We start from the raw sequence: 23,579 nt of genomic DNA, 5'->3' as shown, positions 1-23,579 counted from the left end.
TATCGACTGACTTATCGATTCGCTTATCGATTCACTTATCGCCTTACTTATCGAAAAATCCTATCTAAACTGGCTTGGATAATCTTGTATACTGACGGCCACGCAATGACGATATAACGAAAGTGTGCACTAGACCGCATGATGAGCGACTAAGCTGCACCAGAACGCAACACATTAGGATTACCATGTTAGGAACGCTAAAGAAGATGCGCGTACAGTTAGATGACGCGCAACAAGTGCAATATCAACTCGTTGTCGGTGATGAGCTACTCCCGCTCAATCCATTGATAGGCAAGCAATTAACCTTGACCCACACGGGCAATATCTTCTGCTGCAACTGCGGTAAAAAGAGCAAGAAGAGTTACTCGCAGGGCCACTGTTTTGTCTGTATGCAAAAGCTGGCGAGTTGCGATATGTGCATCATGAAGCCGGAAACTTGCCATTACGACCAAGGCACTTGCCGCGAACCCGAGTGGGCTCAGAGCCACTGTTTTGTGCCGCATTATGTGTATTTGGCAAATACTTCGGGCGTTAAAGTCGGCATCACCCGCCACACGCAGCTGCCCACCCGTTGGATTGACCAAGGTGCCACCCAAGGTTTGCCGATTTTTAAAGTGTCAACAAGGCAACTCTCAGGCTTAGTAGAAGTAGAATTGGCCAAACTGGTGAACGATAAAACCCATTGGCAAGCGATGCTCAAGGGCCACGCCGATGATATCGATTTAAATGCTAAAGCTGCAGAACTTATCCCGCAAATTGAGGCTAAGTTGCACGAAATCGGCATGCAAAAAGGCGATTACAGTATCGAGCGTTTAGATGAAACGATTCAGTCAATTCACTATCCCATCGACACCTTTCCGAAAAAGATCACTTCCCACAACTTCGATAAAAATGAGGTGGTAAGCGGGATTTTACAGGGGATTAAAGGTCAGTATCTGATCTTCGATACCGGTGTGATTAACATTCGTAAATTCACCGCCTATGAAGTGAGCGTAGAGCTAATATAAATTCATTTTTATGCAATTCAGTGTGTTGCTATCTGTCATGGTTATCAACACACTGATAGCGAAACCTCGGCATGCTCATGCTGAAGCATTGAAACTGTGCCAGAGCATAGGTTCATTGATTGCCGCCGTCTCGTTATTACCCCGAGGAACTCGAGCCTTGCCTCCGTATGGATGAAAATAGCGCTTGGCTTCCCCAAAGTAAAAAACATCTTTATATGGAATATTTTTGATGAAACAAGGACCTCAACATTTTATCCGTCGCTGTGCATTCCAACAAAAATTACGTAGTAAGCAATCTGGAATATTTTTGCTCTTGATAATCCCGCTGATAATAGCAAGCGGCCCTTGGAAGGAACTGACTGAATCGCTTTCGACAGAACCATGGGATATAGGATTTACTATTGTTGTCGTTTTAGCCGTTGTAGTGGCATTTTTCTTCGTCTTCATGATCATTTCTGAATCGATAAGACTAGGCAAAGCCGCTAAAAATGAACAAAGGAAATTAGCCGAAGCGGGGCCAGATGGCTATTACATTGATATCTATCAAGAAGGCCTCGTTTTTCATGTTTACGATGCCGAATTTCATCTTTTTGAGATGAAGCAGCAGTTTGTCCCTTTGGATGAGATTGCCAGTACAAAATACTCAAAACGCAGAGGCATACGTAGCTTCACGATCAACTTTGCCCACATTTCCGGCCAAGTGTCGTTCACGCCTAGGGAAATAAATGTGGATGATTTTGATTTTATAAAGGAATTTCTTGAGACTCATATTTCCAACCGAGGGAATAAGCCAGCTTAAGATAGGCTGGTTAATTAAACATAGGCGCGCTGCCTTGCGTACAGCTTAGGTCTCACGCAATGCGCGCTATTATTGGACAAGCTTGGTTTAGAGGAATGTGCAAGAGGATGCACTAACCTTGCGCTTCCATATGAACAAGTTCCCAGATATGCCCATCGGGATCTTCAAACGCATGGCCATACATAAATCCTTGCTCTTGCGCTTGACGATAGGCTTTGCCATCATGCTGCTCGGCAAGCTTAACCAAGTGATCGACACGCTCTCGACTGTCGCAGTCTAGGCAATTGAGCACTTCTGTCGTGGTATGAGCATCCGCAATCACCTTATCGGTAAAACCAGAGAAAAAAGGCTTAGCCAGCAGCATCACATAAATATTGTCCGCAATGACGACGCAGGCAGCCTGCTCATTGCTGTATTGCTCATTGATGCCAAAACCAAGACCTGAGTAGAAAGCGCGTGAATCCTGAACGCTCTCGACTGCCAAATTAACAAAGATACTTTGCGCCATAATAATCTCCCTTTATAAGTGCTAACCGGACGTCAGACTAAGTCCTATAAACAGGACGGTAAATCGTCCTGTTTATGCTTGTTACAGCCTAAACTATGATCACTAAAAGAATAAAGCGAGTATCTCACTCGCCTTATGATTGCGCCTAGTTGACGGCATTATTGCACCGCATGGGTGACGGGCAGCGCTGACAACATTTCATCGATTAAACCATCGAAGCGGGTTTTGACTTCATCCATATCTTTAATGTTGGCAAAGCCTTGGGCAAGGACTCGCCATACCATTTCAGAAGATTGCCCCACGATCGCTGTCGGCTTAAAAAGGCTAATGAGTACTGAACCCTTATCGTATTTTTTAGGATCCACACCTTGGTTTGACAGACCCGGCACTAAGCCTGCAGCGGCCAATATCTGCTCGTCAGACATTTGTGTACCCATGGCAACCCCAAAACCTACTTGGAAGTCAGCGAGTTGCGTATCTTCTACCCAGCGATACCCTTTCGTCAGTAGCACCTTTTTAAGGGTATCCTGCATATGTTGCTGGACTTGCTGTTTATCGAGCCTAGGATCAACAAAGATTTTCTGTAAAGTGGGATGCCAACTGTAGGTCATGGCGCTCGGCGGTAATTGGCTCAAATCTCCCGAAGTCACGACTGTGGTTCGCAACACCTGCGAATCCTCCACACTCACACAGGCCGTCAACACGGCCAAACTGATGGTTAAAAGCGTCAATAAACGCCCAATTTTCTGTGGTAAATACATGATCTTTCCCTTATTGCGATTTTTACAGCTTAAGGATAGTTGCTATTTCTCAGACTGAAAGTCTATATGCATCATGGTGTTAAATCGTGCTTATCGACAAGGACTACGGTAAGACAATCACCCCGGTCCAATTCGTTATGATTTGTTACTTATAAAGCCCACCCTGCGTATAGGCGCGGTTCCGTTTACCCGCTAGAATGCTTCGCTTAACGTCAGTGATAGTCATACTTCGGCACGTAAATTCGAGGTAGATTTCCCTATCATAATGCCAAAAACGACAACAAAAGGTGTGAGATCTATCCATGGAGTTAATACTCGCTATCGCGCTATTCGCCTTCTCATCGGGGATCACCCCAGGGCCGAACAACATTATGCTGATGACCTCAGGGGTTAACTTTGGCGTGAAACGCAGTATTCCGCATCTGCTGGGAATAAGCCTTGGCTTCCCAACTATGATCCTCGCGATCGGCTTGGGCTTAAGCGCGCTCTTCCAAAGCTATCCTATCATCCATCAAGTGATTAAAGTCGTCGGCATAGGTTACCTTTTGTATCTGTCTTGGCTTATCGCCAACAGCAGTAGCAAGATGGAAGGCAAAGCCATTGCCAAACCCTTTAGTTTTATTCAAGCCGCAGCGTTTCAATGGGTGAATCCTAAGGGCTGGATCATGGCGGTGGGCGCAATTACAACATTCACGTCCGTGCAGCAAGATTTAACTCCGCAAGTGATTACTATCGCAACGGTATTTTTATGTGTCGCCTTCCCCTGCGCCATTGTGTGGCTCGGTTTTGGCGTGGCCCTTAAGCGCATTTTAAAAAATGAGCGCCAACAGAAGATCTTCAATATCACTATGGCAGTCTTGCTTGTGGCGTCTATCATCCCTATGATCGCCCCCTAATTTTTGTCAGCACGAGCCACGACCACCATGAACGAAATCGACATGATCATTGAACAAACCGATAATTGGGTGAAAAAAGTGATCATGAAATACAATATTTGCCCCTTCGCCAGACGTGAGGTGGAGCGCGGCAGTATTCGCTATCTCGTTGTTGAACAAACCAAAGTCAAGCTAGTGCTCAAAGCCTTGATTGAAGAATGCCAATATCTAGATGCCCACCCAGAGCACGAAACCACACTGTTTATTCTGCCGCGGGGTTTTGAAGGCTTTTACACTTACCTCGATCTCGTTGATATGGCGAATGACGCCTTGTTCGACAACGACTATGAAGGCGTGTATCAGCTCGCGCATTTTCATCCCGACTATTGCTTCGAGGATGAACCACAGGACTCGGCCGCCAATTTTACCAACCGCGCGCCCTATCCAACCCTGCATATTATTCGCGAGGCCAGTATGGAGTTAGCCTTAGCCAGCTATACCGATCCCGAATCCATCCCTGAGCGCAATATCGCCTTTTGTGAACGCAAGGGCAGTGACTTTTTCATCAAACTGTTAGCAGAATGCATGGGGAAATCCTAGCGCAAATTGCTGGTCTCACGCTTTCAGGCATTCCCCAATATTAACCTTACGCTTCGAACGATGGCTTCATTGCTATTGGATAAATTATCGATAAGCCAAGCTAATGAGGCGCAATCAATCCAGTGACTCGCCATAAAAATGCTGCTATGAGCGTGATAGCGGCATCCGTTGTACAGAGAAGTATCGATATCACGAGCACATCATTGCCAAATCACACCTGATCAACAATCAACCTTTACCATTATAAATCAATAGATTAAATAAAAATTAAGATTAAATTATTATTTAATTCACTTTTGTTTTTTGACCTCCTTTATACCGATACCTAAATTACGCCGCAGTTGTAACGGTTGTCGTTACTTAATTTAAGTTAAGGCTAGCTTAGCCATTATTGTTAAGGGTGTTTTATGTTGCGTTGTGTATTACTCGTTGCTGCGTTAAGTTCAGTGTTGATGGGATGTGGTGGTTCAAGCACAGACAGCAGTACAAAACCCAAGCCCGATGAGAATGGCGGCACTAAAGCCAAAAGTAGATATGCTGAAGGGATCTATTTGCTCAGCTTGGCACAAGACGAAGGCGATTTTATTCGTGGTAACGACGGTTATAGCCAATATGTAGGTGTCGGCTTTGCACTCGACCTTTATCCTTCTCAGCAAGAGTTGCAAGCCAGTGTAAAGCAAGTCGGAAAAACTACAGCAGACTGGTATAACATCAATGCAAAGGCAAACCAATTAAGCGCATTTGACAATAATATCAAAGTTAACTTTTGCAGCCGCGATGGACTAGGTAAGTGCACTATCGAGCAATCCAGTATTGAGCGGGGCGATACTTGGTTAACTCCGCTATCGAATGCTCATAGAGCACAATTGCAAGCCAATCAATTTGCCGACAATATCGAACCGCTGTTCACCGATAAAGGATTTGCGATGCGTGTTAACGATAACCCACAGTTATCGGCACTATTAATCCAAGTCAAAGCAAGACCTTTAACCGCGGCATTGATGACAAGCTTACTACCAAGTCAGTGGGAAACGCCCTCTGCTTATGGCAGTCCACTAGACTATGATATGTACAAGTTTACCCGTGATGGTTCAGCTCCCGTGCAATTGACTGCATCAATGACTGATGCGCAAGGTAATCCACAATGTATCGCAGTGGGGGCGGTAAGTGCAAAGCAGGGACTTATTATGCATTTTGATTTAAAAATCAATGATTCAGAAAGTGTACCTTGTCAGCAATACCTACAACAACAAGGTGCGAGTGCAGAGTTAGTGCGTGCAATTATTTCTAATCAAACTATCAAGATAGGCTTTATTGAGGATGCCAAAGGCGAGGATATTATGGCCATCAATCACCTTGCTGGTGCCCATCCAGTCGGTGGTGCAGGGTTACTGACAAAGCAGCATTAATTAGAGTTTAAAGGTCGCTTCATTGCGACCTTTTTGCTGAGGCTTTAGGAAGATATGGGGCGGCTGTTTCACAATAATTAGCAAACATTGCCCAAGAATGGATGTCAGCGGTAAGCGCTTTGTCTTGGAATAAAACGCCCCATGCACCTAAACATTGACTCGTGAGTTTCTCGCGGGACAACTGCTCAAAAACCGTTTTCGACGGTACGACTAAAGACAAAGAGACCAATGATTTAAGGTAGTAATAACGGAAAAGTTCAGGTTTATCATCTTTAAGGGCAATATTTGACAACACTAAATAAATAAATGCGTTGTCGATTTGATTATTGAAGTGCCCCTTCAACAAGCGTTCACGTGCGCGTTTATGATTTCCAATTCTAAAATCAAGCAGACCAAGCCAAATTTCAGTTTCTTCACTCGGGAAAGGAAACAACTTGTCGATACGATTGAGCCAAGTTTGTATTTGATCAGACTTGAGCTCTGGGTCAAGCAACAGTCGTCTGGCAAGATAATTGGCCTGAAACATACTGGGGTTATCAGCATCTAGCTGTTGCGCTAAAGTTTGATTGATAAAGGTATGAGTTTGCTCTGTATTGGCAGAGGCTATGACTGGCAACTTAAAATAATCAATCAAATCATCAGTGATCTTTTGTATATCTTGGTCGAGTGAGCCAGTAGAGAGAATATACTCACCGCGATACGTTTGCTTTTCGCTGCTGTGATACACCAACTCAACCCGTGCAGTAAGCTGATCGGATGTAGGAGCTTTGTCGAGTCGTAAATTAAGTTTGTAGTCCGAAAATAAGGTGTTGCCATCGCCAGGCCAATATTCATTGTCATTGAGCGGGCTTAAAAAATAGGTTGGATCATCCTGATTGAGCACATTGATATAGGGGTAAGCAACGAGTTGCGAAAGTAGCGCGGTTTTGATCGCTGTAACATAAGGACTAGCAGCACTATTGGTGACATGAATTCGGTTTAGCACCAATTCAACCACAGCAATCGTGATATGAGCATCCTGTCGTGTTGTTGCGGTGAGCGGATTAACAGGCGCAATTATGGGTGATTTTTGCGACTGTTGATAGATAAAAAAGCCCGCTATCATCAGCAGACTCATATAAACCAAATGGATCATTCTCTTTGATTGAACAGGTTTCGATGGTGCAATCAGATCAGCAGCGGTGTCGATTAGAGTAACTCGCGTCGCATTGAGGTAGTAACCCTTTTTGGGATAAGTCACTAATAATTTTGTTGCATCCAGTTCAGGCGAGCTCTCTTTAAAAATGGCACGTAGCGTACTAATTCGATTAGCCAGGACATTTTTAGAAATATAATTGCTCTGCCAAACCCGACTGATAATGTCTTCTGCCGCAATCGGGGTACCTGTTTGCTGTAAAAAGACTTCAAGCAGTTCTATGCTTCGAGGCTCTAATTCAATTTCTTGAGCATTTTTGCTCAATTGGCGAGAGGCAGGATCATATACAAGTTCATCGATTGCGATGGTACATTGACGGGCTTTTGCTTGGGCTAATATATCAGCCATAAATCAGGTACCTATCGTATTTTGGCGTTGATGGATGCGAGGTGATAAAAGTTGTCGAAGCACATGCCCCTCAAGGTGCAACGCCTACATCAAGTATGTCTTCTCAGGATGCGATACATTGATGCCATTCTCCAATCGATTTGTTTACTAAGCGAGATTTAATATCAAACATAAAAACCTATAATATCAATAAAATACAAAACCATCTCGAAGTAACCACGAAGAAAACGCGGTATTTTCACCATGAAGAGTGTAGTAGTCAACTAAATATAATAAAGCTGCGGGGCTATTTTGTATAGCTTAGGTAGATTGAAATGCCCTCGCAATATCCAATTAACCTATGTTGAATAGATTTAAGTGATGATTGTTAACCGTGTAGGGCTTGAACAAAGTCATCGGAGAATCTGTGCAATTGGATATCATGACCGACGAATAAAAGCATAAGATATTGATTTTAATTTTTTTTAAATTTAATAACTATAAAAATCTATCAGCCAGCATATCAGCAACATCTTCATCATGGTCGATACTAAAGGCCATAAAACCATCGATTTTAGGGATCGCTTGATAGACTTCAGTTTGGGTAAACTGCACTAGGCATTCGTTAAACACTGCGCGTATTTGCCGTGCTATCTCCTCCCACTCACTAAAGTCATCCTCGGGTAAGCTCTGTTGAATCGTCTGCAACTCATCCTCTGAAAGCAGGTAACATGTACTAAAACATTGATACTCCCAGTCACCTGTATTGAATTTAAGTTCTTGAATGGCCTCAGGGCTTTGGTATGACTCAGCCCATTTCCCAGACTGGTAATAGGCTAATCGCTGCTGAAAATCTGCCTCGGTATTAAAACAAAGATTTAATTCTGCGTATTCGGCATGGGTGTCAAAAGCAATGGCATAAAAGGTTTTATCTGGATGAGCTAATAAAAATTGCTCAACCTCAACCGTTGTAAACCGCAATATCTCGGCTTTAATTCGAGCCATAAGTGCATAATCTAAAGTCATAAAGATGTTCCATTTACACAATATTTTTGAGTATGAGTGTATCAGTCCAATCAACCGACATTACCCAACTCAATAATTTTAATGATTTTTTACTGATTCCAAATATTCGAATAAAGCTGAATTAAAGAATTTGTATGCTCCATTTCTCATTACCATAGCGACGGTTTTTATAGCTATCGATACGCCATTCATCGGCTTTTTTGAGAGCAATAAACAAATACTCATCTTCGAAGTTAGTGCTGGTTTTAATATAGATTTCGGCTCTGCTTTTATTTTTTAAAGTGACTTGCACCTCAAGAGGATGATCGCAACCATTAAATTTTGAAGGAAACCCGAAGGAATTACGCACTTTTCCGCCGTAAACGCGCTGTTTTTCGGTGCAAAAATCGTCAAATAACGGCGCTAATTGCTCATTCAGCCACTGGCAATTCCTGCCGTAGCTTATCTTCTTCGGCAGTTCTTTCGGTATAGAGGGTATTTTCGATACTGTTCCAGCGCGTACAAAAAGATAACACCCTCTCTGTTAAATATGCTTTTAATTCAATTTCATCCATTTAAATCATTGACGCCTTTCTTTATAAGTCTGTCGGTCAAACCCGCCGAGAGTTTATACCATATCGGGACAGACGAATGACTCTTTTCCGCGATTCAACGACGTATTAAAACCAACCCTTTACGCTCAAACGAGCTTGCACCACTGCAAACTCGGCAGCAAGCCATAACACCAAGATTTACAAGTCTATAGATTTAATCCCCACACATCGAAGGCATCACGACTCAGTTGCTCCCTAAAATTGGGGTGAGCGATGGCGATCAACGCTTGTGCCCGTTCGCGCAATGAACAACCGCGTAGATTGGCGGCGCCGTATTCGGTCACAATATAATGCACATGAGCCCGAGTGGTAACGACACCCGCGCCGGGTGATAACACGCTGGCAATGCGAGAAATCGTGCCGCCCGCAGCCGTGCTTGGTAGCGCAATCACAGAGCGACCGCCTTCGGATAAGCCTGCGCCGCGGATAAAATCCATCTGGCCGCCGACGCCGGAATAGATTTTAGTGCCAATCGAATCGGCGCACACTTGGCCAGAAAGGTCGACCTGCAGCGCCGAGTTAATCGCCATCACATTAGGGTTTTTACGGATAATGGCCGTGTCGTTGACTTGCTCTATGTCCATAAAGATAACCGCAGGATTATCATCAACATAGTCGTATAACTTTTGACTTCCCAGGGCAAAACCTGTGACTAATTTCCCCGGATAAAACCGCTTCTTGCTGTTGTTAATCACTCCCTTTTCAACCAGTTGCAATATGCCGTCAGAAAATAGCTCAGTGTGAACGCCCAAATCCTTATGGTCGGTTAAGCAAGATAAAACAGCATCGGGGATTGCGCCTATGCCCATCTGCAGGCAATCGCCATCGCGTACCAATTGGGCGACATTTTTGCCAATCGCCAAACTCACGGCATCGCCCGTACCAAAAGAATGGATCGGCAAGGCTGCACTTTCTTCATACACAGCGGCAAAACGGTCGATATGGATAAACCCATCGCCGTGGGTGCGTGGCATTTGTGGATTAATATGGGCGATGATCTTACCCGCCACTTGGCAGGCCGCAAGCGTGGCTTCGACCGAGATCCCTAAAGAACACATGCCGTGCTTATCGGGCGGCGATACTTGGATAATCGCAGTATCAATTTTTTGCTCGCCGGAGCGAAATAACTTGGGCACTTCAGACAGGAAAATCGGCACGTAATCCGCATCACCACTTTGCAATAATGCCCGCGTCGGCAGACCACCGAAAAAACATCGATGGCGTAAATGTCCCTGTAAACTCGGATGGCTTAAGGATTCAGCGCCTTCGGTATGTAACTGTAATAAGGTGAGATTGTCTTTAGTGAGTGCGTGCTGCGCCAACGCATCGAGTAAGATACGCGGCGTAGCGCCCATGGAATGCGTCCACAGCGTCTCGCCACTTTGAATTAATGCAACGGCTTCGAGCGCGCTATGACAAATGATTGCAGGCATAATGAATTCCCTTCCCTAAGCATGATGGCGGCAATGGCCCTAGCGGTAGTGTAAGGGATATCCTAATTAAGCAATATCGATTTCAATGGCTTAGCGCGACTGTTTATCTATAGTTTGCGCTATATCAAACTCTGGATTATTAATTGGATCTCAAAATACACATTCAACCTATTTTGGCACTAGAGGGTAATAAAGCCTCTGGCTAAAATGCTTTGCAACAGTTTGATTAGGGATAACACCAATAAGCCCGTATTAGGTTATCCCCATCAGCACTCAGCCTTACCAAATATATATCACTTTACCAATAATCAAGTCTTGAGGAATAAACCCAAAATATCGACTATCTAAGCTATTGTCTCTGTTATCACCTAAGACGAAATACTGACCAGCGGGAACTAACCATTCACCCCTTAATATGTTTTCTTGCACATAATAGCGATCAACCAGTTCTTTCTGATGGCGGAGTAATAATACCTGATAGCGAATATCATCCAGCGACTCTTGGTAAACAGCTTGAGTCTCAGTACTGAACTCGGGTAATAAGGTTTTATCGATAAGATCGTATTGAGAGTCCAATCCTGCACACGCTTCCCTCGATACATTGCAGGCTTTCTGCACAAAAATGGTTTTGTCGCGATAGATAATCCTATCGCCGGGTAGACCAATTACACGTTTTACATAGTCAATCGTCGGGTTTGCAGGGTATTGAAATACCAATATATCCCCTCTTGCGGGTGTTACCGATGGCGTCGACTTAGCCAGTTGAAAACCTAAATATCGATAGTTACCAAAACCATACTTGCTCACCAACACATGATTGCCGGGCGCTAACGTCGGCTTCATGGAAGAGGCCGGAATACTAAAAGGCTCAAAGAAAAAACCTCGTAACACAATCAGCGGTAACATCATCAAAGCGTAACTCGCTAACACTATCCACCAGCGAGCATACCAGCGGCGGGGTTGAGTAATATCGTAACGACGGGCGATCATAAATCCGTGAATGGGACAAATAACAATAAACAACCAAGAGAGGTAAATATGTTGAAGCCAAGCCATATTCCCCGATTTAAATGGGAAATAATTGGAGTGTAAAAATACATCCACGGCCGCGATAATCAGCGCACCAATAAAATATCGAATAAAATATTTAAATTGATTAACGTATAAAAATACAAACGGCTGAAAAAATAGGCCTAATAATATTGCGAGCCAAGCTTTTGGCTTCCATTGAATATCCAATTGAACTCCGTTTCACCCTAGATTTGGAAAACGGCATCATAATTCACTGCCTAACCTAGCACAACCTCATTTCCTGTCGCTGATAGCCTGCCATGCGACTATCAGCATGCTGTTAACAATATTAATCTAGACGCTTAGAGAATCTCATGCTGGCGATAAATAGCCCGATACAGGTAAAACCTATCATCCACAGGGCATCAAATTGCAGATCCATCACTTGGGCATCGCGCAACACTATGGCCCGTGACATGCGCATAAAGTGGGTTGCGGGTAAGGCTTCGGCAATCCATTGCGCCGCGATAGGCATGGCTTCGTAGGGGAACATAAACCCCGACAATAGAATCGATGGCAGCAGGATAAATACCGTCATTTGCATCGATTGCAGCTGGGTTTTAGCTATGGTCGAAATCACTAATCCTAAGGTTAAACTGGCGCAAATGAACAACATAGCGGCAAGGGCGATGGAGTCGATCCCACCACGAATTGGCACATCAAACAACAAATGCCCTGCGCTCAGGATAATGGTCACTTGCACAAAGCCGACGATCACATAGGGCACGATTTTACCCAGCATCAACTCCAGCGGCCGTACTGGCGTAGTGATCAAAAACTCCATATTGCCCTGCTCGCGCTCGCGCACTATGGCGGCGGAGGTGAACATCACCATGGTCATCGTCAAAATCACCCCCAACAGGCCGGGCACGATATTGACCACAGAGCGTTGCTCGGGATTAAAATATTGCACCACTTCAAAACTCGGCATCACGGCTTTTTGCGCTCTCCCTGCGACTTCATCCAGTGGCATTTGCCTAAGGCTACGAATGGTTGAGGCGACAACCGTATCAGAACCGTCCACCAGCCATTGCCCTACTGGCTGAGCTAAATATTGCTGACCCGCAAAGCTTGGGTGACGCACTAAGCGCTCATCGAGATCGGCGGGCAAATACAGCACAGCTTTAACTTCGCCGCGAGTGATCGCCGCCTCTGCCTCAGCTGCACTTAAATAACGCTGTTTAAAATCCACCACCTGCGTCGCTTCCACCGCCTGCACCAATGAGCGGCTGTAGGCAGAATCGCTCAAATTCACCAGCCCCGCGGGCAGATGGCGCGCATCGGTATTGATGGCATAACCAAACAACATCAGTTGCACCAGCGGGATCATGACTATCATGCCAAAGGTCATACGATCCCTTGATAATTGCCGCAGCTCTTTGACTACAATTGCAAAAATTCTACGCCACATGGTCAGTTGCTCCCTTGGACACCCCAGCCAAACGCTCGCCGGTGCAAGTGACAAACACACCTTCTAGGCTAGCGCGCACTTCTTCCATCGTCCGGCTGGCAACCCGAGGTTTAAGCCAAGCGAGCGGATCTTCAATATCGCTGCGCACTAACACCCGTAAACGACTGCCGATTTGCGCCGCCGACAATACCGCTGACTCGCTGATCAATGATTGTTTTAAATTGCGTAAATCATCCCCTGAGATTTCAACCACCCGAGCGCCCATCGCCGCCATCAGCTGCTGGGGTGAACCGTCGGCGCGTTTTATCCCCCGCTCTAAAATCGCCAGACCGTGGCAACGCTCGGCTTCATCCATATAGTGAGTCGACACAAGAATCGTGGTGCCTTGGGCGCAGAGATCGAATAAGCGCTCCCAAAACTCGCGCCGATTCTCGGGATCGACCGCTGAAGTCGGCTCATCGAGAAACAGCAATTCAGGGTGATGCAAGGTCGCCGCCGCTAAGGCCAAACGCTGTTTCTGGCCGCCACTCATAGAACCCGCCATTTGTTTTTCTCGGCCGACTAAATCGTACAGCGTGACTAACTCGGCTATCCGCAGCTTTGAGGCTCGGCGGTTCAAACCATAAATTTGCGCGACAAATTCTAAGTTTTCCCGCACCGAAAGATTGTCGTACAGGGAGAATTTTTGCGTCATATAGCCGATGCGGCGACGCAGTTTTTCCTCGGCGCCGGGTAAGGTTTCACCCAAAACGCGGATTTCCCCCGCCGTTGGGCTCAGCAGCCCAGTCAACATGCGGATTGATGTGGACTTTCCGCAGCCATTGGGGCCAAGAAACCCATAAATGGTTCCCTTGGGAATGGCGAGGTCGAGATTCTCCACCGCATTGACGCCGCCAAAGGCGCGGGTCATGCCTTGGGTCTCGATAGCAAAATCGGCGTGGCTCATGGCTGTTTCACTTTTGGCTGCACATCGAGTTCCACAGCTAATGCCATGCCCGTCGGCAAATCCTGACCCGCGGCGGAAATGGTGATATCTGTCAGATACATCAACCGTGCTCGGTCACGTTCATTAAGCGCATAAAACGGCGTGTAAGCGGGTTGACTGCGGATATTGCGCACTGTGCCAGCAATCGGTATTTCACGGCCATCCACTCGAATATTGACCTTATCACCGGCCTTCACTCTGTCTAACCAAGTCGCGGGCAGGTAAACCCGTACATAGGGATCCTCACTCGCCAGCAAACCAATCAACTGAGTACCCGCCGCAATGCGATCGCCTACACGCCAAGGTAGCGTATCGACAACGGCGTCACGCGCCGCCACTAAGCTCAAGTCGGCTAAGGCTTTTTGTTCGATGGCGACACTGGCGCTGGCGGCGGCCACCGCGGCTTTGGCTTGTTCTAGCTGCTCACTACGGGTGCCATTTTCTAATAGGCGCAGGCTTTGCTCCGCCTCGGCTTGCTTGGCTAAACTGGTATCCCGCGCCGCACGGGCGGTATCTAAATCCGCTTGGCTCAGCACTTTCGTGGCATACAAACGGTTGGTACGCTCAAAGGCACGCTGCGCTTCCTTCACGCTGGCATTTGCCCCGTCGAGCACGGCCTTGGCGCGTTCTATATCTTCTAAACGCGCGCCAGTCACCGCCTCAGAAAGTTTAGCCTTGGCCTGTTCAAGCTCGGCTTGACGCAGGGCAAGGCGCGCATTGGCCGAGGTCGAATCGAGTGTGAGTAGCACTTCGCCCGCCTTAACCTGCTGACCTTCTACCACATTCACCCGAGTAATCAACTCACCCACGGGCGCAGTCAGTGTCAATCTGTCACGCTCGACTGTGCCAAGGACGCTCGGCGACTCTTGGGTACAAGCAGCTAACTGCAGCAGCAAACAGCCTAAAACGACACCTGTCGCGACTCTTTTAATTAACGCGGTTTGATTAGTTAACTTATTATTGCTTAACTTGCTGCTACTTAACTTGCTGCTACTTAAACTATTGTTACTTAACCTGTTGTTACTTGAGTTGTTTTTACTGAAACGATTGCGACTAAAATCTTGGTCATTCAACATAGTTAAACCTGTCGTTGAGCTCATGACTGGCTCCTTGGTTCACATAACAGTCCCTGCGTAAAAACCTGCATATTGTGCAGAGCTAAGCGCTGCAAAAGCGCAGCATCGGCATCAAAAAAGCCGAACTGACGCATTAATACGGGCGGGGCAATAAGCGGAAATACCATAAGACTCACAAAACTTAGCCGTGCTAAATCGGGGTCGACGTCCTCTTTTAATAATCCCGAATTAACTAACGTGGATTCGAGCCATTGCCGCGACAGAGTTAACACTTGCTCAAATACAGACAAGATAATCCGATAGGGTTCCGAGCCATCGCCCTCCTGCAACACCCGTATAATCAGCCGTGGCAAGCCAGGGTTGGGCGCCATAACGCGATAGTAGGTCTGCATGATTTCGCCGACATTATTCGGCGCCTCAGCTGCAGATATTTCGCGTAAGCGGGTTAATACGGGCTCAAGGGTTTCCCGCACCATTTGTTCGAACAAACCCGCTTTCGAACCAAAATAGTAACGGATAAGTGCAGCATCGACCTCGGCTTCGCGGGCGATTTCACGGGTAGACACAGTAGGATAACTGCGATGACTAAAGAGACTTAAGGCAGCGGTTATTAAGCGTTGACGCGCGTCTGAGTTTCCCTTCGGACGACCGAGAATGGGCGGTGATTCAGGTTGAGCGCTAAATGGAACGACGCCCCTAGGACGACCGGGAATAAGCGACATGGCAGGCTCCAGCAAAATTCATCTATTGATGAATATACTGAAACGCCGCGTAAAAAGGCAGCAGTTAAATTCCTCATTTTCATGGGTATTGAGGAATTTAACTCTAAAATACCAAAACTAAAATTTATCCACCTTTGACTATGGCGCCTAAACGGCTAACAAATTGCTGCACGGCTTCGACTGTGTCAAAGCTAAAGGCAAGGCCATAGTGGGTTTCGGTGAGACTCTTATGCAAACGCTTAGGAAAACGGGTCATCTCCCCATTATGGAAATAATCATATTTGGCATGTACGCCTGCAATGGTGGCGAGTTCGCCAGAAAAAACCTCAAATGCGGGCCGAATAATCAAGTTCGGGGATTTACCGTCGAGGTGTAAATAGAAGGCCTCTTTAGTATCTGGGAGCATGTATTCGGTAATGTTTTTTATGCTGAAGTTAGTGCGGCATTGTAATCCACTTAAGCAGCTCACCATCTCATTATGTTCTATCGCCAAACTTATTCTCCCTTATCCCTGTAAAAACTACCCAATTTGTATTTATCACATTGATACTACGTTAACTCAGCTCAGCCTAATCGGTTTACGCTGTAAATGCACTAAGCTGATGTCGATCTCACAAAGCGAGTGGCTAAGTTTAGCGAATTTATCCAAAAAACCTTTATATACAGAACGATAAACCGATTAACTCAAACACAAAGCCAATGTCACAGAAAATTCTTTTGCGTAATTGAGCCATGATTTCAAACACTATAAAACACAGTACCATTTATTAGTCATTGCTTATCATCACCTTATCACCCTCGATATTGATATTAAAACGCATGCTTTAAAATGCTGCCATGCTATTCAATTATATGGTGATTTTTTACTTGCCAGCTAAAAATGTTACGCCTAGGTTAAGAAGCTTGAGTTAAGTCCTGTTGATAATGGCTAAGTTACGGCAATCACATTGACTGCCAACCTAAACTAGCGCATTCACCCTATCCCGTCGTATTCAGGCCTTAAATCATGTTCTACCCAAAGTGAGTAACCCGCGCCTATGGCGCATATAACCCGATCCATGTCAGCCGATTTAACGCTAAATTACGGCAAATCCTTAGCATTAACCGATTTGCCCTAAACAGTCACAACGGACTGCGCGGCCACTATCAACAAGACCAACAACACGAGATATACCCATGAAGATCAAAAAAGCCCTCATGCTCTTGGGTCTGTTAGCTGTCAGCCCAGCGACACTCGCTGCAACCGGAGTTGCCTTTATCCACGGTACGGGTCACCAGACCAATGCCTTAGCCGATTACTGGACGCCCGAATTTGTTAACTCAGTGCGCCAAGGCATCCCAGTGCCAAACAATTACACAGTGATCAACTGCGACTTTGACCAATATATGTGGGAAGAAAGCGCCGCAGGTTGTCTGGCCACGCAGCTCAATAGCTTTATCCAAGCCAAAAATATCGACGACTTAATTCTGCTGACCCACTCCAATGGTGGCAACGTAGTGCGGTGGATTTTATCTAACCCCACGTGGGACAGCCGTTATCCTGCGGTGATCAACTCCACCTCAAAGGTTATCGCCATCGCGCCTTCCAGTGCTGGTACGCCGCTGGCCGATGCGGTGAACCAAGGTAATGTGTTCGAAACCAGCTTAGGCTGGCTCTTAGGCTATGGCAGCAATGCGGTGAAACAACAGCAAGTCGGTTGGATGGCAAACTACAACAACGCTTGGCTTAATGGCACAGCGGGTCGCCCATCGCTGGGTAAACCCTTCGAAGTCGTGGTGGGCTCAGATGTTGATTCCGCCATTTGGGACAGCGACAGTTACTGCGCGGGTTATCAATACCAAGTCGCGCTCGAAACCACCCAAAACTGGCTCGATAGCTGCTCCGACGGCTTCTTAAATTGCAGCTCACAAAAGGCGGCTGGCACCGTCTGGTTTACTGATAAACAAAAGACCCGTGGCCAAGAGCCCCTAAGCCATCAGCAGAGCCGCCGTGCGTGTTTCAATTTAGACACGCTGATCCGCAACCACATTTAAGGAGCACTAAGATGCACACACTCAGCAAACTTGCCAGTGTCTTGGCGCTAAGCGGACTGCTTGCAGCCTGCCAAGATGAAGCCACACCCATAGATCCCAAAACCAATGCCAGCCCTATGTACGCCAAAGGATTAACCTTAGCTGCGCCGAGCGATACCGATTTAGTCGATAGCAATATTGCCAGCCCAACACTCACGCCCATCAACACCAGTACGGATTACATTAGCTTTATCACCCCGCTGTACGGTGAGTATCAAGCGAGTATGCTTAAGCTGGAGCAAGCCAGCCAAAGTGACGAGTATTGGGTCAATGTAACAGGCGCACAGCTTAATGCGGGCGTGGGCCTCACCATGAGCCAAGCGTCGAGCTTAGTGCGCATTGCACCTCGGGGCGATACCCGCTCTGGCGCCTTAATGCACGCCGAGGTCATTGCCCCTGAGCGCGTGCAAATTCAGCGCGTTACCCCTAATCAGTCACCCCAAGGCAAAGCAGCCAACAGCAGTGGAATAAACACCAATGAGTCACTGGTCAAATCAATGGTCAACGCCGATGCTTTGGCTAGCGCAGGGTTAACCGATGATTCCAGTGCGCTGCAAATGTCGGCGAAGGCCACACCGGGCGAATATCGCCTGCAGGTCAGCCAGCCGTTAACACCGAGCGCCAGCTACTTAGTCAATGTGAAGGAAAAAGGCTCGCCCTATCAACTGAGCGTCAAAGCCCCCATAGCCATCGCGGCGGATGCGCAAACCCTTGGGCTTGAACTCGCACTCAGCCAAAGTGATAACGCCTTTGTGCCACAGGCAAAACTCAAACAAGCCGATGGCAATATGCAACCGCTGGCGATGGTAAAACAAGGGGAGGCATGGCAAGCGGAGATCCCCGCGGGCGTCGCACTTTCGAGCAGCAATGCAGGTTTCAGTGAAATTGAAATCACAGTGCAAACCCAAGTCGATGGCCGACCGGTGCAGCGCACGGTCAAGTCTGTCTTTAAGTCCTATGTCAATTCGGCGAGCATCAAGCCCGAAGTACTCACGGTTTGGGATAAAGGCTTGCCTAACCAAATAAACTTTGAGTTATCGGTCGCCGAGGCGGGACGTTTTGGCTTAAGTGGCACGTTAACCGGCACCAATGCCAAAGGTCAAAAGGTAGCGATTCTACGCACCCAAGCGGCCAATTGGCTGACCCCAGAGTCACCAAAGTTAAAGCTGATGTTAGATCCTAAGCTTATCCAAGCCTCGGGTTTACAGCCGCCCTTCGAACTCAATGAGTTAGAACTGCAAGATCAAGGTCAAATGGCCAGATTAAGCTATCAAGCCAAGGCACTAACCTTAACGCGCTAATCCAAAGGAACCAATGTTAAGGGGCTAACGTTAAGATACTTAGCTTAACGTGCTGATAAGTCAGGCTTGTTAGCCTTAAGTTCCTCTCTAATACAAAGTGCCCAATCACGGGCACTTTTTATTGTTGATCTTTTGCAATCTACACCTAAAAGCCATTACCTTATTTAACATCTAGCGCAAAGCACAAACTGTTGACAGAAAAATGACAAGCTAAAGACTATTTACCACACCTCACCCTGATAAAATTTACATTGATTATCAAGGGTTATCCCTTTTAAATAACAAATGTAATAGGCATAATGTCAAGGCTTTGACATCAAACCTTAGGCCGACAACAGCCCAACATTTACCATAAAAACACAACAAAAATATAACTATAAGAGTGGTAACTAACGGTACGTTTCCCACAGTACGCTAGCCAATACTCAATAAATGGACATCGTTATGAGTGACAGCACATTTTTCTTTGGTGAATGGCAAATCAATCCCAGCGCCAATAGTCTGCTTCTTGGCAAACAAGTCAAACAACTTGAGCCCAAGGCGATGGATGTGCTGCTGTTTCTCTGTCAACGGGCGGGCGAAGTCGTCAGCAGTGATGAAATAGTCAGCCACTGCTGGCCGGGTGTTGATACTGGCGACAACCCACTACATAAAATTATCAATCAGTTACGTAGAGCATTAGGCGATAGCGCCACCGATCCCATCTATATAGAAACCATACGCAAACGCGGCTATCGCACCTTAGCCGAAGTGCGTTTTCCTATCGGCCACGAAGCCACCGCCAGCCCGCAAAGTTGGCAAGGCGGCTCGCCCTTTCCGGGTCTGCAAGCCTATAGCGCTAACTATGCCGAGGTGTTTTTTGGTCGCAGTGAACAAATCAGCACTTTGCTTAACCGTATCAGCCAGCAAATCATCTATGGTCGTGCCTTCTGTCTGGTTTTAGGCCCAAGTGGCAGCGGTAAATCCTCCCTGATAAATGCCGGTGTTGTGCCCAATTTAATGAAGGGCGGCGGCTATAACGGCATTGGTGTCGCGTCATTCAGCAGCTTAGATTTTGCCGATGTGAGTAAAGGGCAACTGTTAACCGATCTTGCCAGCGCTATGCTCGACTGGGAAATCAACGACATCCCAGTATTCGAAGGCATGAGCGCTGAGACTCTGGCGATTCAACTTATCGAAGATATCCAAAGCGTGATCAATCAGTGTACCCAAGCGCTCAAGGCTAAACCCTTTTCCAATCCGTTTTTTGCCTTGTTTATCGACCGATTAGAAGTGTTGCTCTCATCACCACTATTTAGCGATACCGAACGAACTCAGTTCATAGAATTATTGGAACAACTCGCCACCTCAAAAGCCGTGATTATCATCAGTGCCTGTCGCAACGATTTTTATCCTTTACTTGTGGGCTACCCAAGCTTAATGGCCGGCAAATCCCGCGGCGCACACTTTGACTTAGCGCCGCCGACACGCACTGAACTGTTGCAAATGATCCGCCTGCCCGCGGTGGCCGCCAACTTAAGCTGGGAAGTTGACAGCGAAACCGCAATGCCGCTCGATGAAATGCTCTGCAGCGACGCCGCCAGTAACCCGGATGCGCTGCCCATGTTGCAATACACGCTGCAGGCCTTGTATTTGCAGCGCAGCGCCGACGATAAGTTATTAGTCTCGGTTTATCATGCCCTTGGCGGTATTGAAGGGGCGATTGGTAAAAATGCCGAGCAAGCGATTTCCCATTTAAGCGATGCCGAAAAAGCCAGTCTGCCACGGATTTTATCCCTGCTAGTCACCCTGCGCGAAGATGAAAAGTCCATCACCAGCCGCACCGCCCGCTGGTCGCAGCTGCAAAGCACAGCCGAAACCGCCCTAGTGCAAGCCATGGTTGATAGCCGCTTATTTGTGTCCCATCTGCAAAATGGTGAACCCTGTTTTAGCATCGCCCACGAAGCCCTGCTGCGCCGTTGGCCACGGGCGACGGCTTGGATTAGCGAACATAGCGATAGTTTGAGCATTAAGAGTCGCCTACAGCATCTTTCAACACGCTGGCTCAGCGAAGCCAAACACAGCGCCTATCTACTCGCTGAAGGTAAACCTTTAAAAGAAGCCCAAAGTCTCAGCCAAAATCCGTTATTCGATTTAGACGATCCCGAAACCGCCTTTATCACAGCCTCCACCAAACGCGCCAATATGCTGCGCTGGACGAGACGCTTAACCGTCACCCTATTATGTGTCCTCACCCTCACTTCCATTATCATGAGTGTGCGCAGCATAGAAGCTGAAAAACTCGCCCTGCAAAAACGCCTCGCCGCCGAAGATTTGCTCGGTTTTATGGTGGGCGACTTCGCCGACAAGATGCGCGGCATCGGCCGTATGGACTTACTCGACGGGATCAGCAATAAAGCACTGGAATATTTCAGTGATTTTTCCAATAAAGAGGATGATGCACACTTAAGTTTTGACGCCCGCTTCCAACACGGCCAAACCTTAGAGGCCATGGGCGAAGTGGCATATTCGCGCAATAAAATCGATGAAGCTCGCAGCGCATTACTGGCGGCGCAAGAAAAAATGTTGCCGCTCTTGAGTGTGCAGCCGAAAAACTTAGCCCTACTAAAAACTCTAGGTGCCAATGCCTTCTGGTTAGGGCAACTGCAATATGATGTCAGTGATTGGGCGGCAGTACGCCCTTTTTGGGATCAATACTTAAAATACAGCCAAACCATGTATACCCTAGCGCCCGAAGATAAAGATGCCATCATGGAATTATCTTATGCGAGTAATTCTTTAGGTTCTGTATCAATGAACCAGCAAGAGTTTGCTAAAGCAAAGCAAGATTTTGAAGAATCATTACGATTGAAGCTATTGGTACTTGCCAAAGATCCCGAAGATAGCCAACTCATTGCAGATGTAGCTGATACTAGATCTTGGTTAGCGAGTGCATTAATCTCACTTGGCGATCTCGATACTGCAATCAAGCTCCAAGAAGAAACTCAAAATCAATTACTCAACTCTCTAAATCAAAATGATGCCTATATGCGCGATAGACTAGCGAGTACTCTAGGGAGACTAGCTGAATTACTTGAGTACAAAGGCAATTTTGAAGCTGCACTTGAAAAGTTGTTACTGGCGAAAAGTTTCACAGAAAAATCTCTTCTTTTAGATGCTAAAAATGAAGTGTGGAAAAGAGATTTATTCTATATACGGACGAGAATATTATTCTTAAATAGTTTTGTTAATGATCCAAGAGTCAAAGAAACTTCCCAGTCCCTTTTAGAGAACTTTGATTCTAACTTTAAATCAATCAATGAACAGAGACGTAATTTCTTATACGCAAATGCTTTATTTGTAGTTTCAACACAAGAAATGACAAAAAACAATACTCAAGGTAAGGCAACCCTAACAGAATCAAATATCATATTCTCAAAGTTGGTAAAAAAATTCCCAAATGAAAGAAAATATTTGATTGGTTTTGCAAAGTCCAACTTAGCGATGGCCAAAGTAAGTCTAAAAATAGAAAGCAGAGAAAAACATTTAAAATATTGCCAAGAAACAAAGGAAATATTGCAACCTTTAATAGAAAAAGATAAAAATCCTGAAATAATAATTCCGTATATAGAATCAACAAACTGTCTAGAAAAATTAAATTTTTATCACAACCCATAGCCCTACTTTAAAGAGGAAAATAAAATGACTGCACCACAAGGCTTAGCCCAATTTGTAAAAGTGAATGTCACCCTAGAAAATGCTGAACCTGTATTTATTTATACCGATGCTAATGGTCAACAGTGTCAAGGTGATGTCACAGTCACTCAAGCAGGTACTGTAACCTACCTGCTAAATGATCAAACAGGTAAAGGTTTAAAATTTGTCGGAGTAGGTTTTGTGACTCCATTCGATGAAATTGTCGATGCGGTGACCATTAGCAGCGATGGTATGTTAGTGCAACTTGTGGACCTCGATAGAACTCCTGGCACCACTAAGTTCCAATTTGTATTAAGCAATACAACAAATACCTTACTAGTGTTAAGTCCAGACCCACAGGTTATTAACAAACCAAATGTATAAAAAAATCGAGGACAGCCATATCTTTTCGAGATAAGTGCTTCCTGAAATGAGCTCTAAATGCTCTGCCGCTGCGGCAGAGCATTTCTCACAAGACATCCGCTTATCCTCCGTTTTCCCATAACAGCACTGTTTTGGTTGCTCGTGACGCTGAATCCAAAATCAGAAATAACACAAAAAGCGGGGACAGCCATGCCTTTTTGTGCTTTGTCCCCTCTTAATACTAGCCTTTACATTATCTTGATTGCGTCTGTTTGGAGCGGATGATGACCTCAGCCAGAAGAATGCTTATCAAAAAGCGGGGAAAAAGCGGGGACAGCCATGTTTTTTTGTGCTTTGTCCCCTCTTCTA

At 46.1% G+C, this 23,579-nt stretch carries 22 protein-coding genes; 9 read left to right on the top strand and 13 right to left on the bottom strand.

Annotated elements, in window-relative coordinates:
* Window positions 1-185: 185 nt before the first annotated feature.
* Window positions 186-1,007: a DUF2797 domain-containing protein gene (locus NE536_RS20055; protein ID WP_220592523.1), complete on the top strand. Its 822-nt coding sequence runs from the start codon at window positions 186-188 to the stop codon at window positions 1,005-1,007.
* Between the two features lie 229 nt (window positions 1,008-1,236).
* Window positions 1,237-1,806 carry a hypothetical protein gene (locus NE536_RS20050; RefSeq protein WP_261273806.1) on the top strand — a complete coding sequence of 190 codons (570 nt, stop codon included), beginning with the start codon at window positions 1,237-1,239 and terminating at the stop codon, window positions 1,804-1,806.
* Window positions 1,807-1,918: 112 nt separating this feature from the next.
* Here the strand turns inward: NE536_RS20050 and NE536_RS20045 are convergent, their stop codons facing one another.
* Both NE536_RS20045 and NE536_RS20040 read right to left on the bottom strand, forming a co-directional pair.
* Window positions 1,919-2,314, bottom strand: coding sequence for a VOC family protein (locus NE536_RS20045; protein ID WP_261273805.1), 396 nt, complete (start codon window positions 2,312-2,314; stop codon window positions 1,919-1,921).
* 158 nt (window positions 2,315-2,472) lie between these two features.
* Window positions 2,473-3,075 carry a DUF4136 domain-containing protein gene (locus NE536_RS20040; RefSeq protein ID WP_220777320.1) on the bottom strand — a complete coding sequence of 201 codons (603 nt, stop codon included), beginning with the start codon at window positions 3,073-3,075 and terminating at the stop codon, window positions 2,473-2,475.
* 302 nt (window positions 3,076-3,377) lie between these two features.
* On the opposite strand from NE536_RS20040, the gene NE536_RS20035 reads away from it, so the two are divergent.
* The 3 genes from NE536_RS20035 (at window position 3,378) to NE536_RS20025 (ending at window position 5,959) form a co-directional block, all read left to right on the top strand.
* Complete coding sequence (locus NE536_RS20035) at window positions 3,378-3,971, top strand: LysE family translocator (RefSeq protein ID WP_261273804.1); 594 nt, start codon at window positions 3,378-3,380, stop codon at window positions 3,969-3,971.
* 27 nt (window positions 3,972-3,998) lie between these two features.
* On the top strand, window positions 3,999-4,550 hold the full coding sequence (locus tag NE536_RS20030; RefSeq protein WP_261273803.1) for a DUF1415 domain-containing protein: 552 nt from the start codon (window positions 3,999-4,001) through the stop codon (window positions 4,548-4,550).
* A gap of 407 nt (window positions 4,551-4,957) precedes the next feature.
* Window positions 4,958-5,959 (top strand): hypothetical protein, encoded by a 1,002-nt coding sequence (locus NE536_RS20025; protein WP_261273802.1) that lies wholly within the window; start codon window positions 4,958-4,960, stop codon window positions 5,957-5,959.
* A 19-nt stretch (window positions 5,960-5,978) separates the two neighbouring features.
* Here NE536_RS20025 and NE536_RS20020 read toward each other — a convergent pair whose 3' ends face one another.
* The 11 genes from NE536_RS20020 to NE536_RS19970 all read right to left on the bottom strand — a co-directional run bounded on the left by NE536_RS20020 (window position 5,979) and on the right by NE536_RS19970 (window position 16,270).
* The gene (locus NE536_RS20020; RefSeq protein WP_261273801.1) at window positions 5,979-7,502 is read right to left on the bottom strand and encodes a winged helix-turn-helix domain-containing protein; all 1,524 of its coding nucleotides are present in this window, start codon (window positions 7,500-7,502) and stop codon (window positions 5,979-5,981) included.
* Between the two features lie 477 nt (window positions 7,503-7,979).
* The gene (locus NE536_RS20015; protein ID WP_261273800.1) at window positions 7,980-8,507 is read right to left on the bottom strand and encodes a DUF4303 domain-containing protein; all 528 of its coding nucleotides are present in this window, start codon (window positions 8,505-8,507) and stop codon (window positions 7,980-7,982) included.
* Between the two features lie 121 nt (window positions 8,508-8,628).
* Window positions 8,629-8,925 carry a RhsIA family immunity protein gene (locus tag NE536_RS20010; RefSeq protein ID WP_261273812.1) on the bottom strand — a complete coding sequence of 99 codons (297 nt, stop codon included), beginning with the start codon at window positions 8,923-8,925 and terminating at the stop codon, window positions 8,629-8,631.
* Window positions 8,918-9,061 (bottom strand): hypothetical protein, encoded by a 144-nt coding sequence (locus tag NE536_RS20005; RefSeq protein ID WP_261273799.1) that lies wholly within the window; start codon window positions 9,059-9,061, stop codon window positions 8,918-8,920. The genes NE536_RS20010 and NE536_RS20005 overlap by 8 nt, the downstream gene beginning before the upstream one ends.
* A gap of 185 nt (window positions 9,062-9,246) precedes the next feature.
* Entirely contained in the window at window positions 9,247-10,533 is a 1,287-nt protein-coding gene (locus NE536_RS20000; RefSeq protein WP_261273798.1) for an acetyl-CoA hydrolase/transferase family protein, read from the bottom strand.
* Window positions 10,534-10,812: 279 nt separating this feature from the next.
* Window positions 10,813-11,772 (bottom strand): signal peptidase I, encoded by a 960-nt coding sequence (gene lepB, locus NE536_RS19995; RefSeq protein ID WP_261273797.1) that lies wholly within the window; start codon window positions 11,770-11,772, stop codon window positions 10,813-10,815.
* 121 nt (window positions 11,773-11,893) lie between these two features.
* A complete protein-coding gene (locus tag NE536_RS19990; protein WP_006085299.1) occupies window positions 11,894-13,015 on the bottom strand; it encodes an ABC transporter permease in 1,122 nt (373 codons plus the stop codon).
* A complete protein-coding gene (locus NE536_RS19985) occupies window positions 13,005-13,961 on the bottom strand; it encodes an ABC transporter ATP-binding protein (protein WP_261273796.1) in 957 nt (318 codons plus the stop codon). Before NE536_RS19985 ends, NE536_RS19990 begins: the two co-directional genes overlap by 11 nt.
* Window positions 13,958-15,100, bottom strand: a complete 1,143-nt coding sequence (locus tag NE536_RS19980; protein WP_261273795.1) for an HlyD family secretion protein — start codon at window positions 15,098-15,100, stop codon at window positions 13,958-13,960. Before NE536_RS19980 ends, NE536_RS19985 begins: the two co-directional genes overlap by 4 nt.
* On the bottom strand, window positions 15,097-15,798 hold the full coding sequence (locus tag NE536_RS19975) for a TetR/AcrR family transcriptional regulator (RefSeq protein ID WP_261273794.1): 702 nt from the start codon (window positions 15,796-15,798) through the stop codon (window positions 15,097-15,099). The genes NE536_RS19980 and NE536_RS19975 overlap by 4 nt, the downstream gene beginning before the upstream one ends.
* A 124-nt stretch (window positions 15,799-15,922) precedes the next feature.
* A complete protein-coding gene (locus NE536_RS19970) occupies window positions 15,923-16,270 on the bottom strand; it encodes a hypothetical protein (RefSeq protein ID WP_106651802.1) in 348 nt (115 codons plus the stop codon).
* A gap of 704 nt (window positions 16,271-16,974) precedes the next feature.
* Here NE536_RS19970 and NE536_RS19965 point away from each other — a divergent pair.
* The 4 genes from NE536_RS19965 to NE536_RS19950 all read left to right on the top strand — a co-directional run bounded on the left by NE536_RS19965 (window position 16,975) and on the right by NE536_RS19950 (window position 23,231).
* Complete coding sequence (locus tag NE536_RS19965) at window positions 16,975-17,832, top strand: lipase family protein (protein WP_261273793.1); 858 nt, start codon at window positions 16,975-16,977, stop codon at window positions 17,830-17,832.
* A gap of 11 nt (window positions 17,833-17,843) precedes the next feature.
* Window positions 17,844-19,172, top strand: a complete 1,329-nt coding sequence (locus tag NE536_RS19960) for a DUF4785 family protein (protein ID WP_261273792.1) — start codon at window positions 17,844-17,846, stop codon at window positions 19,170-19,172.
* A gap of 444 nt (window positions 19,173-19,616) precedes the next feature.
* Entirely contained in the window at window positions 19,617-22,829 is a 3,213-nt protein-coding gene (locus tag NE536_RS19955; RefSeq protein ID WP_261273791.1) for an nSTAND1 domain-containing NTPase, read from the top strand.
* Window positions 22,830-22,853: 24 nt separating this feature from the next.
* Complete coding sequence (locus NE536_RS19950) at window positions 22,854-23,231, top strand: DP-EP family protein (RefSeq protein ID WP_261273790.1); 378 nt, start codon at window positions 22,854-22,856, stop codon at window positions 23,229-23,231.
* Window positions 23,232-23,579: the final 348 nt, after the last annotated feature.

Source organism: Shewanella septentrionalis (genome assembly GCF_025370265.1).
GTDB lineage: Bacteria > Pseudomonadota > Gammaproteobacteria > Enterobacterales > Shewanellaceae > Shewanella > Shewanella hafniensis.
Note: the sequence above shows the minus strand (reverse complement) of the source record. Positions and strands in the feature narration are given on the sequence as shown.

Coding starts and splice junctions, on each gene's coding strand:
- NE536_RS20055 (WP_220592523.1), top strand. CDS start 186: ATGTTAGGAACGCTAAAGAAGATGCGCGTACAGTTAGATGACGCGCAA.
- NE536_RS20050 (WP_261273806.1), top strand. CDS start 1,237: ATGAAACAAGGACCTCAACATTTTATCCGTCGCTGTGCATTCCAACAA.
- NE536_RS20045 (WP_261273805.1), bottom strand. CDS start 2,314: ATGGCGCAAAGTATCTTTGTTAATTTGGCAGTCGAGAGCGTTCAGGAT.
- NE536_RS20040 (WP_220777320.1), bottom strand. CDS start 3,075: ATGTATTTACCACAGAAAATTGGGCGTTTATTGACGCTTTTAACCATC.
- NE536_RS20035 (WP_261273804.1), top strand. CDS start 3,378: ATGGAGTTAATACTCGCTATCGCGCTATTCGCCTTCTCATCGGGGATC.
- NE536_RS20030 (WP_261273803.1), top strand. CDS start 3,999: ATGAACGAAATCGACATGATCATTGAACAAACCGATAATTGGGTGAAA.
- NE536_RS20025 (WP_261273802.1), top strand. CDS start 4,958: ATGTTGCGTTGTGTATTACTCGTTGCTGCGTTAAGTTCAGTGTTGATG.
- NE536_RS20020 (WP_261273801.1), bottom strand. CDS start 7,502: ATGGCTGATATATTAGCCCAAGCAAAAGCCCGTCAATGTACCATCGCA.
- NE536_RS20015 (WP_261273800.1), bottom strand. CDS start 8,507: ATGACTTTAGATTATGCACTTATGGCTCGAATTAAAGCCGAGATATTG.
- NE536_RS20005 (WP_261273799.1), bottom strand. CDS start 9,061: ATGGATGAAATTGAATTAAAAGCATATTTAACAGAGAGGGTGTTATCT.
- NE536_RS20000 (WP_261273798.1), bottom strand. CDS start 10,533: ATGCCTGCAATCATTTGTCATAGCGCGCTCGAAGCCGTTGCATTAATT.
- NE536_RS19990 (WP_006085299.1), bottom strand. CDS start 13,015: ATGTGGCGTAGAATTTTTGCAATTGTAGTCAAAGAGCTGCGGCAATTA.
- NE536_RS19985 (WP_261273796.1), bottom strand. CDS start 13,961: ATGAGCCACGCCGATTTTGCTATCGAGACCCAAGGCATGACCCGCGCC.
- NE536_RS19980 (WP_261273795.1), bottom strand. CDS start 15,100: ATGAGCTCAACGACAGGTTTAACTATGTTGAATGACCAAGATTTTAGT.
- NE536_RS19975 (WP_261273794.1), bottom strand. CDS start 15,798: ATGTCGCTTATTCCCGGTCGTCCTAGGGGCGTCGTTCCATTTAGCGCT.
- NE536_RS19970 (WP_106651802.1), bottom strand. CDS start 16,270: ATGGTGAGCTGCTTAAGTGGATTACAATGCCGCACTAACTTCAGCATA.
- NE536_RS19965 (WP_261273793.1), top strand. CDS start 16,975: ATGAAGATCAAAAAAGCCCTCATGCTCTTGGGTCTGTTAGCTGTCAGC.
- NE536_RS19960 (WP_261273792.1), top strand. CDS start 17,844: ATGCACACACTCAGCAAACTTGCCAGTGTCTTGGCGCTAAGCGGACTG.
- NE536_RS19955 (WP_261273791.1), top strand. CDS start 19,617: ATGAGTGACAGCACATTTTTCTTTGGTGAATGGCAAATCAATCCCAGC.
- NE536_RS19950 (WP_261273790.1), top strand. CDS start 22,854: ATGACTGCACCACAAGGCTTAGCCCAATTTGTAAAAGTGAATGTCACC.